The organism is Microbispora rosea, from assembly GCF_900156315.1.
GTDB classification, from domain to species: domain Bacteria; phylum Actinomycetota; class Actinomycetes; order Streptosporangiales; family Streptosporangiaceae; genus Microbispora; species Microbispora rosea.
Window position 1 is genome coordinate 1 of record NZ_FTNI01000058.1, and the last position, 15,386, is coordinate 15,386.

At 66.1% G+C, this 15,386-nt stretch carries 7 protein-coding genes; 4 read left to right on the forward strand and 3 right to left on the reverse strand.

Annotated elements, in window-relative coordinates:
• Window positions 1-230, reverse strand: a 230-nt coding sequence (locus tag BXA11_RS40490; protein ID WP_143734817.1) for a helix-turn-helix domain-containing protein, incomplete at its 3' end; no start/stop codon positions are given.
• A gap of 202 nt (window positions 231-432) precedes the next feature.
• Between BXA11_RS40490 and BXA11_RS40495 the strand changes: the two genes are divergently transcribed.
• The 4 genes from BXA11_RS40495 (at window position 433) to BXA11_RS40510 (ending at window position 4,845) form a co-directional block, all read left to right on the forward strand.
• The gene (locus BXA11_RS40495) at window positions 433-1,692 is read left to right on the forward strand and encodes an NsdA family TPR-like regulatory protein (protein WP_483237921.1); all 1,260 of its coding nucleotides are present in this window, start codon (window positions 433-435) and stop codon (window positions 1,690-1,692) included.
• Window positions 1,689-2,558 (forward strand): aminoglycoside phosphotransferase family protein, encoded by an 870-nt coding sequence (locus tag BXA11_RS40500; RefSeq protein ID WP_076443258.1) that lies wholly within the window; start codon window positions 1,689-1,691, stop codon window positions 2,556-2,558. The genes BXA11_RS40495 and BXA11_RS40500 overlap by 4 nt, the downstream gene beginning before the upstream one ends.
• 60 nt (window positions 2,559-2,618) lie before the next feature.
• Entirely contained in the window at window positions 2,619-4,007 is a 1,389-nt protein-coding gene (locus tag BXA11_RS40505) for an NsdA family TPR-like regulatory protein (RefSeq protein ID WP_083744949.1), read from the forward strand.
• Between the two features lie 358 nt (window positions 4,008-4,365).
• A complete protein-coding gene (locus BXA11_RS40510; RefSeq protein ID WP_076443259.1) occupies window positions 4,366-4,845 on the forward strand; it encodes a site-specific integrase in 480 nt (159 codons plus the stop codon).
• 804 nt (window positions 4,846-5,649) lie between these two features.
• Here the strand turns inward: BXA11_RS40510 and BXA11_RS40515 are convergent.
• Window positions 5,650-5,910 carry a hypothetical protein gene (locus BXA11_RS40515; RefSeq protein ID WP_076443260.1) on the reverse strand — a complete coding sequence of 87 codons (261 nt, stop codon included), beginning with the start codon at window positions 5,908-5,910 and terminating at the stop codon, window positions 5,650-5,652.
• Complete coding sequence (locus BXA11_RS40520; RefSeq protein ID WP_076443261.1) at window positions 5,910-15,368, reverse strand: DNRLRE domain-containing protein; 9,459 nt, start codon at window positions 15,366-15,368, stop codon at window positions 5,910-5,912. Before BXA11_RS40520 ends, BXA11_RS40515 begins: the two co-directional genes overlap by 1 nt.
• Between the last annotated feature and the right edge of the window lie 18 nt (window positions 15,369-15,386).

A 15,386-nucleotide genomic window follows, 5' to 3' on the forward strand; every position in this document is an offset into this window, starting at 1 on the left:
ATCTCGCAGATCAACGCCTCGATCTCAGCCGGCAGGCGGGTCGGGCTGGTGCGGGGCCGCCGCGACCGATCGGCCAGCCCCGGCAGGCCTTCTTGCTGGAATCGCTGCCGCCAGGTGTGCACCGACTGCCGCGAGGTCCCATACCGAGCTGCGACCTCTCCGATCGGCGAGCCCGCCCGCACCTCACGCACCGCCCGATACCGGTACTCCACCAACGCCTGCTGATCCACGCTCGCCACCCTCGCGGAACCCGACCCGGCCACTTCGTGTAGCGAGCAGGATCCCGCGCGACCGTCAAGCGTGTCTTGATAACGACCGGTTAAGCATGTCCCGAGACCTCACATCGACACCAGGAGGATCCGGACGGGGGCTTCGGACAGATCCCCCAATGCGATCGCGCAGGACATACGTGCCTGCTGCGGCCACTCAGCCCTGAAAGCACACCGACTGGCCAGGGGCTGGACCATCGAGAAGGCCGTCGAGTCCCTTCACGAGATGTGCGCGCGTGAAGGGCTCGGCGCTCGAGGTCTCACCGTCCGCTCCTGGATCGAGTGGGAGGGCGAGCATCTGCCGAGCGCCGACTATCAGGACCTGCTCTGCCGACTGTTCCTCACCGGACCGGTACAGCTCGGGTTTGCGCGCTCGTACGGCGAATCGAACGAGCCGACGCGACCACCGCTGAATCAGCGCAGCCTCGTCACGGAGGTGGCTCGCGAGTCGCTCACGCACGCCGGCGAGGCGCAGCTCAGCGATATCAGCGCGATCACCCTGGAACACCTTGAGGACGAGATCCGCCGGCTCGCGAGCGAGTACGTCTACGCCGATCCGCTACCGCTCTTCCACCGGATGCTTCACCTGCGCGGTGAGGCATTCCGGCTCCTCGATACGCGTATCCGTCCTGGGCAGGCTGCACAACTCATGCTGCTGGCCGGGCAGGTGTGCGGGCTGCTCGCCAACGCAAGCCTCGACCTTGGGAACCGGGCGGCGGCGCTGGCTCAGGCGAAGGCGGCATGGACCTACGCCGCCGTCATCGAGCACCAGGCGCTGCGGGCATGGGTGCGCGGGCTGCAGGCGATGATCGCGTACTGGAGCGGCTCTCCTGACACGGCCATGCGCCTCGCTCAGGATGGTCAGCGTTACGCACCCAGCCGTACGGCCTTCGCACGCCTCGCCAGTATCGAGGCCCTCGCGTCCGCGGCGATGGGCGTTGAGGCGGAGACCGTCCGCGCGATCGGCGGCGCGTGGGACCGCAAGGGCGACCACGACGAGATCCACGACGGCGTCGGCGGAGAGTTCCGCTTCGACCTGGCCAAGCACTCCTATCTCGCTGCGGGCGCCTACGTTCACCTGCGCCACGCCGACGCAGCCATCGCCTACGCGGACCAGGCCGTCTCCCTGTACCGAACGGGGCCACCTCAGCTCCGGGCGTACGGGAACGAGGCAATCGCTTACTCGGACCTCACGGTGGGGCACCTTCTGAAGGGGGATCTGGAGGCCGCGACGGCTGTCGTGACCAACGTCCTGGCCCTGCCCGAGCACCAGCGCATCGATGGCCTCGCCCAGCGCCTGCAGGGAGTACGCCGCTGGGTGAGCGCCGAGCCGCGGTTCCGCGGGTGTTCGTACGCGCGAGCATTTGTGGAGCGCATTGAGGAGTTCCATGCTCTCGGGTCGAGAAGAGAGCTGGCACGATGACGGCCATGCTCTCGGGGGACGGCATCGTGTCCGCGCTCTGCCACGCTGCCGGAGTCGACTCTCGCGGCGCCAGTCTGATTCGTGTCTGCGCGAATGCCGTCTACTACCTCCCTCGGGCCAACGCCGTCGTCCGCATCGCGTCCGTTGACACTGCGGCCAAGGCTCGGCGGGCGATCCGCATGGCGCACTGGCTCGAAGACATCGGGTTTCCGGCGGTGCATGTCCATGGGGACGTCCCCGAGGCCGTCGTCATAGATGGCGCCGTCGCCACCTTCTGGCAGTACCTTCCGCAACCCCGTCAGGCTCCATCCGTCGTACGGCTCGCGCCGCTGCTGCGCCGGCTGCACAAGGAGCTGCCGCCCTTCCCACTCCCACCGTGGGACCCGGTATCGGAGGCACGGGCCAATCTGCAGCTGGCTGTTGGAATGCTCGCTGACCGCGATCGCGAGTTCCTCCTGCGATGGTGCGACCGTCTATCCAGGGAGCTGCCATCCACCCCTTACCGGCTGCCGTACGGACTCATCCACGGCGATGCGTGGGCGGGCAACCTGCTCTGGCACGGCGACGAGGTCGTGCTGTGCGATCTCGACCAGATGTGCCACGGACCGCTCGAATGGGACCTGGTGCCCACGGTGGTGAACGGCCTGCGCTTCGGCCATCCCTCTGTTGAAGAGTTCCTGGGCTCGTACGGATTCGACGTCATGGCCGCGGAGTCGTTCTCACTGCTCCGGCAGGCCAGGGAGCTGACCATGTTGACCGGGGCGCTGTCGGCCCTGGCGAGCCGGCCGTCCATCGCACGCGAGATCAGCAGAAGGATCGACACCCTGCGCGATGCCGCCCTGTGCCGATGGACCCCGTACGAGTAGCTGCGCGCTCATGAGCGGTGACGTACCGTTGAAGCCGACCTTGCTTGGGAGGACCCCGAGATGGCCAGGCATGGACACGACATCGAGTGCGCCCAGCGCATCCGCATGCTCCGGCTCCTTCAGGCGGCCGATCCTCCGCCGGTCGCAGTGCTGCATGCAATCGCTGCCGAAATCGGTGGGTGCTGCGGACATCACCCGCTCAAGTGCTTCCGGCTGGCCCATGGGTGGAACAGCACGGAGAAGGCCGTTCAAGCCCTACACCGGCTGTGCGAAGACCAGGGGCTTGGCGCACGCGGCCTGACCAAGCGATCCTGGCTTGACTGGGAGAGCGGGCACCGGCCGGGCGCGGACTACCTCGACCTGCTGTGCCGGCTCTTCCGGACGAGCCCGGTGGAGCTCGGCTTCGCCACCGACTACACACCGGGTGTGAAGACGTCGGCCCCCGCGACGGAACGAGAACTGATCATGAGTGCCGCCAGCGAATCCAGCGACCACGCCGCAGACATCGAGGCCGCAGCCGTCGGACCCAACGCACTCGAGCAGCTCAACGACGACATCATCCGCCTGGCCCGTGCATACGTGCATGCGCCGCCGCTGCCGCTCTTTGGAGAGCTGACCCGGGTGCGCAACCGTACGTACCGACTGCTGGAGCGCACGCGGAACCCAAGGCAGCAGCACGAGTTGTACCTCGCGGCCGGGCAGCTTTGCGGACTGATGGGCAGCGCGAGCTTCGACCTTGGCTACCCGTATGCGGCGGCGGAGCAGGCAAGGGCCGCCCGCGTCTACGGGGAAGTCATTGGCCACAATGAGCTGTCGGCCTGGGCCGACGGGCTGCTGGCATGCGTCGAGTTCTGGGCCGGTCGCCCTGCCCAGGCGCTCCGGTTGGTGGAGCGGGGGCTGGCCATTGCTCCCGCCGGTACGACTCGTGTGAGGCTACTCAGCATCGCCGCCCGAGCGTCCGCCCTTCTCGGCGACAGCTACGGCACTCGCAACGCGATCCTTGCCGCCCGGGACGCTCGGGGACCACAGGGGGAGTTGCACGAGGGCGTGGGCGGCGAGTTCGGGTTCGACGAGGCCCGCGAAGCCTTCTGCGCCGGATCCGCCTACTTGAACGCGGGCATGCCACAAGAAGTCGAGGCAGAGTGCGAACGAGCGCTCAGCCTCTACCGAGCGGCGCCTGCCGAGCAGCGGTGGTACGCCGCCGAAGCAAGCGCCTGCGTCGACCTGGCAGCCGCCCGCCTCCTGACCGGCGACATCGACGGAGCCGCCGACGCACTGGCTCCTGTCTTTGCCCTACAACCGGATAGACGAGTGGAGGGCCTGGTCAAGCGCATGGGGCAGGTCCGTTTCTCTCTCGTGTCGGTTCCATCCCTTGATGGAGACGTCTTGTCCGAGAGGATCGAGGACTTCACCATGGAGACGGCCACGCGAGCGCTTCCTCCGGCTTGATTGAGTTCGCTTCTCAGATTGCGGTAGGTACGGAACTTCGAGGCAATCCTTCACGCCGACATCCCGGCTTTCACGATATCGATAGCTCGGCGAGGACCGATGCCGGGTCCGCACCGCCTCAGCCCCCGTCCATCCTCGCCGTCATGCGCAGTTACGCGATCGGCGCGTTACGCCTGCTCAACCACACCAACATCGCCGAAGGCACTCGCTGGGCCCGCGACGACTTCCGCAACCCGCTCATCGCCCTCATTCTCACGATGTGAGACCTACTTCAGCCCTGCCGTGCAGCGTGACAGGCCGCCACGGCCTGGTCCGTACTGTTCACATCCCTCGGTACGACCAGTTGGCTCGAGACACGATGACCCGCCGAATCGAGCTACACAACCTGAACATCGAGGACCTGACTTTCCTGCGGGAAGGGCTGGAGGTCTTCATCGCGATGTCGAAGACCGACCGCGACGCTCGCGGCGTTAGCGTGCCGCTGCCGTACTGCTCCCATCCGGGAACCTGCCCGGTGCGCGTGGAGTCGGCATGGCTGGAGATCCTCGCCGAGCACGGCATCACCAGCGGACCGGTGTTCCGCGCGATCGACAAGAACGGCCGCATCGCGGGCGCGATCGGCGACAACGGTGCGCCCGTACGGCGGGCTGGCCGCGGCGATGGCATCCGCATGACGTCCGAGACGATCAATCTGGTAGTGAAGGAGGCCGCCCGAGCTGCCGAGCTACGTACCGAACACGGCTGCGCGCTGGCGGGGCCACGGACGCCGCCGACGCCGGCGCGACCATGTCCGGAATCTGCCAGCACGGCCGCCGGTCGGAGAAGTCCCCGGTGGTGATGCAGTACATCCGCCACCGCGACAAATGGAAGAACAACCCGATGCTGCGCGTGGGGCTGTAACGCGGAGTTTCGCTAGGGCTAAGCGGCTGGTGCTGCTGTACCGGGGCGACGAGTTTAGGGGCAGGCTAAGGAACAACCCCATGAGGTAGGTGAGTCCAAGTGCCGCTTCAGTCCGTCACCCAAACGATTTGCTGAGCTGCAGGCGGTAGCCCGTAGAATTTCACGTTCAGAGCGGCGGGGTTTCTGGCTGCATAGTCCATCATTGCGATCGGGACTGCCGCTCCCGAAGCTCGTTTGGTAGATCCTTTTATTGATTCTGGCATGTTCGAAGCTTCTGTTAACCCAGACGAAGTTTCCGCCCATGGTTTGCAGATGAGTTTCTGAAGGCCGCCTCGGCTTTCTTCGCTTGAATATCATCGAGACCATCTCGGCGGGTTCGCTCTTTGCTGCCCGGCAGATACTGGTGGCTTCTCGTGATGTGCGGCCCGTCGGCGTCCGGCCGCCCGGTGCGGCTTGATAGGAGCGTGCGACGGCTCGATTTAGGCGTGCCCGCCGGACCGGCATGGACCGAACTGCCTGGTAGGTGACCTTCAGGAGGAACGGTTGGTAGTCATCGGCATTAATGCCCACAAACGCACCCACGCCCTGGTCGCCCGGACAAAACAGGAGAACGCCCGGAGCCCTGGTCATCCACTATAGAAGCCCCGCCAGGACGCACCTGACGGGGCTCAATTTCGCTACCGATATCCAGCGCGAAGATTACGGGATCGGGCAGAGAGGTTACACCTCACCTCCCCTGGAATCAGTCTTCATCGAGAAGGCCGATAGCTTCCGGGAGCCCGAGAATCGCCCTCTTGCGCTCCGGGTTCTCTTCCATTTCGGCGCACTCAAGAATCAGGGAAGTAACTTCCCGACGCCCCTCATCCGAGAGATTACGAAACAGGGCGGCAGCAGGTTCAAGAATATCTGTTGCGATATCCGGATCGATATCCTCATCGTCCGTTAAGTCGATCGATACAACGATGCTTACGAATGCGCGAACCAGGACTTTGTTGACATCCATTAGGGCACGACCTTCACGTGAATGTTGGTGATATGGAGGTCACTAAGAATCTTTCGGGCCCTCGCGGCCTCAGCTTTAGTGGGCACCTCCCACCGCCCCGTGTAACCGTTTTGTTCAAGCGCCAGAGATTGATTTATAGCCTGTCGGTATGTCTTGTTGAAGGTCGTGACGCTTACCTTTCGGTCGATCATCACTCCATTGGCCGCGTCAAACCCATCGAACTTGATCTGCGACAGGCTGTTCTCGCCAGCCTTGTAGTACTGAAGCGCCGGAGCTAGACCTGCCCGGGAGCCCGCCGCCCCAGCATCATAAGCACGCGCTGCGGAACTCATGTTGGCGTTCTCATTGACCCAATTAACGGCGCCGTCGCAGTTGTGAACCAGGACCGGCGTAGCGCCCGCCAGCACATAGTACGTGTGAACGCCTTCGACGGTCAGATTGTGGACACGTTGTTTGCCGGCTACACGGTGCTGGAGCGAAACGACCTTGACGTAGGCGGCACCAGCCAAGGTGCGGAGCCAAGAGCGGGGTTTCAGGTCCCCCGCAGGCACCCACGACTCAAGATCTCGATGATTATCAGTAGCTGTGACCGTCCCAACAGCGTCGCCTTGTTCTCCGTCAATACTTGCAGGCTTACCTCCGGCCGCCGATAGGAGCATACCAGGCTTCAAATCCTTGGCGTCGAACCAGTGGCGCTGATCAGCGACCCAGAAGGGGTGGTGGTCGGTGGACGTAACCACTCCGACCTCATCGCCCTTGTCGCCGTCCGCGTCAAGGGTTATTCGAACGAGTTCCTTGTCGCCTTCGTTCTCCATAATGGCAATAACTGGACGAATTTGCGTGCGCCCCGTCATTGGATCAGTTGCGACGACTTTATCCCCTGCCTGGACCTGTTCGATGGGCTTGTGGCTGCCATCGGCCATGAGCACCTTGGTCCCGGGGATGAAGCTATTTTTATCACATGGTAGTTTAGTGAGCAGATTGCGATATTTTGCGAACTTACTGGCAGGGACGGCCGACCAGAGGGCATCAAAACAGTCTGTGGCATTCTTACTTGTCAAGCAGCGATCGATGGCTACCGCGTCGTAATACCACAGCAGGAATCCAGTAATCGCATCCGTTCCTGCCACTTCATTACATCTAGGCATGCCATTGATGGACCCACCCGAGCAGACCATCTCTGTATAACCTGCGGGAATCGTGCTTGGGTCGATGGAATTCGTCCAGTTTTTCAGGTCTTCCTTGACCGACCTCCTGCGCCATTTCTCGCACTCCTTGGAATGCGGTTTCTTGCAGTACAAGTCGTGCAACCTCTGTCGCTGCTCGACTTGCCGGCACTCTTTAAAACTCTTATCCGTCGGATCGCATGTACTACCCAGGCCCGAAGGATCCGAAAGTCCTATGGGGTTGTTCCCGGCGTAACTGTAGGGGTTGCTCCACTCCGGTTTGCGCAGGTCGAGCAAGGGGTCGATGGAGATGAACTTGGCAATCGCCGGGTCGTAGTAACGGGCCGAGAGGTAGTCCAAGCCAGTTGAGGCGTCCTCGATCTTGCCCAAGAAACCGTGGTCGGTGAATGGTAGATCGTCGGCGCCGCGCCTCTGCCCGAAGGGCAGGTAGCGCTCACGGGACACCTTCCCGCTGGTGTCGTCGATGGCGAGTTGAGTGGAGTTGTGCAGGCCGGACATCAGCCAAGTGACACCATCGCCACCTGTGCGCATGGCTACTGTAGCTCCGTCGGCGGTGGTGTAGTAGCGCTTGCCGGTAATCGTGTTTCCGTCGACCTCGATCTCCATGGAGCCGAGGTACAAGGTGGTTTTACCGTCGGCGTCGCGGCGGATGAGGCGGTCACCGTCGGCGTCGTACACCATGGTGGTGTCCTGACCGTCGATGGTGGCCTTTTCCAACTGGCCCAAGTCGTTCCAGGTGAAGGCGTCGGCTTTGCCGTCGACGGTGCGGGAGGTCAGTTGACCGGCATTGTCATAGGCGTAGGTGTCGGTACCGTCAGGCCTCGTGATGGAGGAGACGGCGTTGGGTCGCACCGTGGAACCGCCCGGTTGGGGGTAGCTGTAGGTGGCGGTCTGCCCGTTTGAGGTGAGGCTGGTGATATTGCCGGCGCCGTCGTAGGTGTAGGACTCGGCGTAGGGATCGAGGCCCAGGTCGTCGGCGGACGCTATGCCTGCCCCACAGGTGGCCGCAGTGGTTGTCCAGGCTTGGGACAAGCGGTGCAGGCTGTCATAGACGAAGCATTCAGACTGGCCTTGCGAGCCGCCGACGGCGGAGGCGGCATCCAGAATTTTAGTAATCTCGCCGGAGATGTCGTCGTAGTCGTACCGATCGTCCTGGCTGACTACAGAGCTGCCGGAGTCGGCCTGAGTCGTGGTACGGATCCAGTCGAGCCAGCCGGTCGCTGAGTTCCACTCCCACTCCCGCTTGATCTTTCCGTTGGTTCCGTAACCCCGCTCTTTCAACCGCCCTGTCGAGTCGTAGGTGGTGGAGCCGATGTAGGTGAACCCGCCGCCCAGGTTGGAGGTCATCCCCTGGGGGAGATCCAGGTCGGTGTAGCTGGAGGTGATGGTCTCGGTGGGCAGGCCGCCGGCGCCGGGCATGGTGTGCGTCTCAACCTGCCCTGTGAGGGTGTAGGTGATGGCGAAGGTGTAAGTGCCAGCCAGCAGGCCTTCAGACGAGGGGATCGTCAAGGTCGATCCGGTTGGGCGGCCGTTGGAGTCGTAGCTGGCCACCGTATCGACGTAGGCGTTGCCAGCGACGTACCGGGTCGCGGATTTCAGCTTGCCCTTACCTCCCGCGGCGGTGTCGTAGACCCATTCGGCCAGCTTGGTCCCGCTGTCGCGATCCCCGGACCACATGGCGGTCTTACGGCCCAGGTCGTCATAGGAGTAGGAGACCTTCCGCCCCTTGCCATCAATGGACCACACCAGGCGCCCAGCGGCGTCGTAGGCCTGCTGGGAGTCCCCGGCGTCGGGATCGTGGGATGCCGTGCGGCGGCCGAGCAGGTCATAGGTAAAAGTCCGGACGTTGCCGTTCGCGTCGGTCTGCTTAATCATCCGACCGTCGCGGTCGTATTCGTAGGTGGTGTCGTAGTGCTGCGCCGCCTTGACTTCCACCGCCTGCCAGGAGGTCCAGTCGGAGGTGGTGGCACCTCGGGTTGCGCGGGCGCGCCAGCGGATCTTCCATCCGTCGCTCAGTTTGCCCATGGGGATGGTGACGGCGGCGTCGTTCCCGGAGGTCACCCCATTGACCGTCGTCGTCCAGATCTGGCCGGTGCCATGCTGCGTGTCAGCCGGGTCGTGCTCGACCTGGAACTCCGCGCCCAGCTGTCCGCCCGCCGGTGTGCCGACCTTGGCGATCAGTACGGGGGTCAGGGTGCTGGTGGTCCCGTTTGTGGCGGGCTGGGTGCGGGCGGCGTCGACGGTGAGGACCTGGGAGCCATCGACGACGGTCAGCTGCTGCCAGTCCGACCAGGCGGAGGTCCCACCGGCGGTGATGGCGCGGGCGCGCCAGCGCACTAGCCAGCTGTCGTTCAGCTTGCCGTCGGGGACGGTCACGATCGCCTGCGTGCCGGAGGTCACGTCGTCGACCGCGGTCGTCCAGATCTGCCCGGTGCCCTGACCCTCGGGGGCGGCAGGGTCGTGCTCCAGCTCGAACTCGGCCCGTACCTTGCCGCCGGCGGGGTCGGTGACCTGAGCGAGCAGTTGCGGGGTCAACGACGCGCTGGTTGTTTTGCCGTCCACCACTTCGGACGGGGTGACCTGCAGGGTGCCCAGCACCGGGTCGGGCTGGTCGACGCGGACGGTCTGCCAGTCCGACCAGGATGAGGCGGTCTCACCGGCGACGGCGCGAGCGCGCCAGCGCACCAGCCACCCCTCACTCAGCGTGTCGGCCGGAACGGTGACCGCCGCCTGGGTGCCAGCGGGAACGTCGTCGACCGCGGTGGTCCAGATCTGCCCGGTGCCCTGACCCTCGGAGGCGGCGGGGTCGTGTTCGAGCTCGAACTCCGCCCGCATCGTGCCCCCGGCGGGGTTGGTGACCTGAGCACGTAGCTGCGGGGTCAGCGACGTGGCCACGGTGGTGTCGTCGACGACCTGGGAGGGGGTGATCTGCAGCGCGCTCACCCCTGGTTCGGAGGGGACGTTTGCGGCGTTGACGGTGGCGGTCTGCCAGTCCGACCAGGCGGAGGTGACCTGGGTGGCGGTGTTGATCGCGCGGGCGCGCCAGCGGATTCCCCACCCGTTGGACAGGGCCTCGCCGGGGACGGAGACCGAGGCCTGCGTGCCGGAGGCGACGTTGTCGACGGCGCCGGTCCAGATGCCGCCGGTGCCGTGCTGGGTGTCGGCAGGGTCGTGTTCGAGTTCGAATTCGGCCCGCAGCGGTTGCCCGTAGGCGTCGGTGACGGTGGCCAGCAGTTGCGGCGTCAGCGACGACACCGCGGTCTTCCCGTCGACGGTCTCGGCGGGGATGATCTGCAGCTGGGAGACAGTGGCGGCCGGGACCTTCACCGTCAGCGCCTGCCACCCTGACCATGCGGAGGTGTTGGATCCGGCGGCGACCGCGCGGGCGCGCCAGCGGACCTTCCACCCGTCGGCGAGCTTTCCGGCGGGGACGGTGAGGGTGGCCTGGGTGCCGGAGGCGACGTTGTCGACCACCGGGTCCAGCGCGGTAGTGATGGTGGCGGTCTGCCAGTTCGACCAGGACGAGGAGGTGGAGGTGCCGGTGTTGGTGGCGCGGGCCCGCCAGCGGACGTGCCACCCGTTACTAAGCTTCCCGGCCGGGACGACGGCGGGAGCATCGTTGCCGGAGGTGACGCCAGCGGAACTGCCGGCCCAGATCTGGCCAGTGCCCTCAGCCGTGTAGGCGGGGTCGTGCTCGACCTCGTAGTCGGCCCGCAGACTGCCGCCGCTGGCGGTGTCGGAGACGGTGGCGTGCAGGGTCGGCGTCAGCGACGACACCGCGGTCTTCCCGTCGACGGTCTCGGCGGGGATGATCTGCAGCTGGGAGACAGTGGCGGCCGGGACCTTCACCGTCAGCGCCTGCCACCCTGACCATGCGGAGGTGTTGGATCCGGCGGCGACCGCGCGGGCGCGCCAGCGGACCTTCCACCCGTCGGCGAGCTTTCCGGCGGGGACGGTGGCGGGAGCATCGTTGCCGGAGGTGACGCCAGCGGAACTGCCGGCCCAGATCTGGCCAGTGCCCTCAGCCGTGTAGGCGGGGTCGTGCTCGACCTCGTAGTCGGCCCGCAGACTGCCGCCGCTGGCGGTGTCGGAGACGGTGGCGTGCAGGGTCGGCGTCAGCGACGACACCGCGCCCCCGGTGACCGGGGTGATCGACAGGTTGCCGACCGTGGGGGATGACGACGGCAGCGAGTAGGTGGCGGTCAGCGTCGGCGGCTGCGCCCCATCGAAGGTGGCCTCCATGGAGTCGTATTCCCGCCAGTCGCCGACTCCGCTTTCGTCGACGGCACGTAGTTGCACACCGTACTGTGGCTTGCCGGCGGCCCAGTCCTGCGCCATCGCGGTGATGTCGTAGGTGATCGTGCCGCCGTTGCCGTCCGGGCACCAGTCCACGCTGTAGGCGTCGCGGCGGGTTACGGCGTCCTCGCTGGTGGTGCTGGGCTGGCTGTTCCAGGTGATGTTGTAGGCGTCCCAAGTGGAGTTGACCCTCCTCGCCTGGATCCCGGAGCCGAACGACCCGCATTGGGGGGCGGCATCGTTGAATAGCGACAGCTGCGCCTGCGTCACCGACTTGCCAGCCAGCGCGGAGGTGTCGAACTGCAGGTATCCCCGAGAGATTTCGATGTCCCCGGAGCCGGGCGTCCAGGAGCCGACAACGAGATAGTCCTCATCCCACCAGGAGGAGTAGGGATCCCAATCGCCGACGTAGGTGTCGCCTTGGTTGTCCAGGTTCACCGTTGGGTCCACGACCACCGGAAATGTCGTCGCGGGGTCGGCCAGGAACGCCGCGTCCGGGGTCAGCTCCAGGACCTGGTGGTCGCCGTCACTGCTCAGGCGAGTGGCGATGCGCCCGCTGCGGGCGCGGTGCCCGTTGTTCGCCTTCACCGTGGTGCCTGCACCCGACGTGGCATCCTCGCCAGTCTTGGCGTCTTTCGTCTTCCCGGACCGGTGGAGCTGGGGGTACATGACGGGTTGGGCCACCGGGGCGACCAGCTTGCCTGCGCTATCGGTCAGCGTGAGCCGGCCCTGGCCGTCCTGCTGCAGCTTCCACCCGCTGGTCTTCACATTGATGCGGTAGTTGAGCTGAGTTGTGGGACGCTCACGCAACTCGATGTCGTGACGGACACCACCGGGCAGCACCGTCACCACCAGGTCCGCACCCGGACCGGCCGCATCGACGTAACGCGCCTTGCTCCCTTCGACCGTCGGCTTGGGCAGCGGAGCCGGCCAGCTCAGCGCAATCGAGTTGCCCGCCTCATCGGCCAACGTGGCGAACGGCCCGTCGCCGCCGTTCGACACCGTCACCGCGGGCCCGGCCTTGGGCACTAAGGCACCGTCGTTCTCCACCAAGCTGGTGTCGATCGGCACCCATGCCCCGTCCCGCTTGATTCGTGTTGGGCGGGTGCTGACCGTCGTGGTTAACGTCTTACCGTCCGGATTGGCCACAGTCGAGCTCGTCGCCGAGGTCAACCCCGCCACCTCGACCGGCTTACCCGACCGCTTCGCCTCAACCGACGCACCCACGCGCGCGTCCTGCACCTGCGCAGGCGGCTCCTTCACGGCCGGCGCATTCGCGGCAGAAGCGGGGGCGGTGACAGCCGCCGCCGACTTGGCCGCAGCCGCCTGGGCGCCCCCGATGGTCCAAATGCTGCCCGTGCCGTGGGCGGTGTCGGCTGGGTCGTGCTCCAGCTCGAACTCCACCCGCGATGTCCCGGCGTCGGGTGTGGTGACGCGGGCGGCCAGTGCGGGTGTGAGGGTGGAGGTGACCGTCTCCGCCGACAGCACCTGCGACGGGGTGACCTGGAATTGGTCCACCAGCGGGTCCGGCACGTTGACGGTCGTGGTTTGCCAGTTCGACCAGGACGAGGAGGTGGAGGTGCCGGTGTTGGTGGCGCGGGCCCGCCAGCGGATGTGCCAGCCGTCGCTCAGCTTCCCGGTCGGGACCACCGCGGGGGCGTCGTTGCCGGAGGTGACGCCGGTCGAGCTGCCGGTCCAGATCTGGCCGGTGCCTTCTGTGGTGTAGGCGGGGTCGTGCTCGATCTCGTAGTCGGCCCGAAGGCTCCCACTGGCGGTGTCGGAGACGGTGGCGTGCAGGGTCGGCGTCAGCGACGACACCGCACCCCCCCTCACCGGGGTGATCGACAGGTTGCCGACCGTGGGGGCGGAGGAGGCGGCATAGGTTACCGTCAGGATCGGCCCGGCTGCGTCCTCCCACCACTCCCACGCCTCCGAGGAGTCGAAGCTGCGCCAGTTCTCATAGGCGCTTTCGTTGGCGCTGCGCAGCGACACGCCGTACCCGGGCTTACCGGCGGCCCAGTCCTGGGCCATGGCGGTCAGATTCCAGTTGACCTGCCCCGCCTCCTGCGCCGGGCAGGAGTCCAGGTCGTAGCCGTCCTTGCTGATGACGGCGTCTTCGGTGGTCGTGTCGGGCTGACTCGACCAGCCGATGCTGTAGGGATCCCAATCGGCGGTCACCCGCCGTACCTGGATACCGGCACCGGTGGAACCGCAGGAGGTGCTGTAGCGGTTGCGCAGTGACAGCTCCGCCTGCGTGACGTTCTTGCCCCACAGGAAGGAGGTGTCGAAGTAGACATAGCCGCGGTCCAGTTCGCCGTAATACGACCCCGTCCAGATCTTGTCGTCGCCGGCGTGGATGTCGCTGTCGTAGTCGGCGACGTAGGTGTCGTCCTGGGTGTCGAAGTCCACCGTCGGATCCACCGTCACCGGATAGGTGAGCGTCGGGTCGGACAGGAACGCCGCATCCGGGGTCAGCTCCAGCACTTGGTGGTCGCCTTGCGCGGTGAGACGGGTGGCGATGCGGCCCGTGCGCCGGCGCCGATCCTTGGCCTCAGGCCTGGCGTCCGCCTTCGCGTTCGCGTTGGTACCGGCCTGGGTGTCCCCCGCCTTCACCGGGCGGGTGGGCTTGGGATACATGACCGGCTGAGCCACCGGCGCAACCAGCTTGCCCGCGCTGTCGGTCACAGTGAGCCGGCCCTGACCGTCCTGCTGCAGCTTCCACCCGCTGGTCTTCACGTTGATGCGGTAGTTGAGCTGGGTCGTGGGACGCTCGCGCAACTCGATGTCATGACGAACACCACCGGGCAGCACCGTCACCACCAGGTCCGCACCCGGACCAGCCGCATCGGTGTAACGCGCCTTGTTCCGCTCGACCGTCGGGCGGGGCAGCGGGGTCGGCCAGCTCAGCGCAATCGAGTTGCCGGCCTCATCGGCCACCGTGGCGAACGGCCCATCACCACCGGCAGACACCGTCACCGCAGGCCCGGCCTTGGGCACTAGAGCGCCGTCTTTCTCCACCAAGCTGGTGTCGATCGGCACCCATGCCCCGTCCCGCTTAACCCTCGCCGGACGGGTGCTGACCGTCGTGGTGAACGTCTTGCCATCCGGATTGGCCACGGTCGAACTCGTCGCCGAGGTCAACCCCGCCAGCTCAACCGGCTTACCCGACCGCTTCGCCTCAACCGACGCCTGGATGCGCGCGTCCTGGATCTGTGATGCCGACGCATTCGCGGCGGGGGCGGCGTCAGCCGTCGTGGATCTGGCTGTTTCCGTCTTGCCGCCGGCACCGGGGGAGGCGGTCGCTGAAGAGGATGGCGGGGTCGGCCCAGCAACGGCGGTCTGCTGGGCGGTCCCGGTACCGGTCCCGGTTCCGGTGAGCCATTCCTCGATCTTGGTGACCTGGTCGGCGGCATCGGTGTAGTAGACGGTCTTGCCCCCAACGGGCGGCGTCACCTCATACTTGTCCGCGCCCAGATACTTCGTCGTGGTGTGGCGAAGCTCGTCGGGTCCCGACTTGTCGATCTGGGCGATGGTGCGGCCGAGGCTGTCGTAGACCGCCGTGGACCATTGCGGCAGGGACTCCAGGTCGGGGTTGAGCAAGCCGGACCCCGGCTGGGCCGTGTTGTGGGCAGGAGCGGAGGTCGCGGCGGTCAGCCCTCGCGCGTCGTAGGTGGTGACCTGGACGATCCGGCCCCCGGCGGGTGAGGCGGTCTGTACCTCGCGCGGCCGTCCCAGTCCGTCGACGTAGGTGTGGGTGGACACCCACTTGGCTGATGTGCCGCTGCCCGACTGCAGACGCGAGACCGTGGTCTTGGCCGGCCCGGTCACCACGCCGTCGGAGTCGGCGGGGATCGCGTAGGCGACCTTCGCCGCCGGCGTGTTCCCGGACTTGGGTGCGTCCGGCGTCCACATCTGCAGGGTGCGGCCGAGCGCGTCGTAGTCGATGTTGACGTTGTTGTTGTTGGCGTCGCGCATGCCGACCGGCTGACCGTT

What these genes read in the sequence shown, in the direction of transcription:
- BXA11_RS40520 (WP_076443261.1), bottom strand. Translation starts at nt 15,368, where the DNA reads ATGCGCGACGCCAACAACAACAACGTCAACATCGACTACGACGCGCTC.
- BXA11_RS40500 (WP_076443258.1), top strand. Translation starts at nt 1,689, where the DNA reads ATGACGGCCATGCTCTCGGGGGACGGCATCGTGTCCGCGCTCTGCCAC.
- BXA11_RS40515 (WP_076443260.1), bottom strand. Translation starts at nt 5,910, where the DNA reads ATGGATGTCAACAAAGTCCTGGTTCGCGCATTCGTAAGCATCGTTGTA.
- BXA11_RS40510 (WP_076443259.1), top strand. Translation starts at nt 4,366, where the DNA reads ATGACCCGCCGAATCGAGCTACACAACCTGAACATCGAGGACCTGACT.
- BXA11_RS40505 (WP_083744949.1), top strand. Translation starts at nt 2,619, where the DNA reads ATGGCCAGGCATGGACACGACATCGAGTGCGCCCAGCGCATCCGCATG.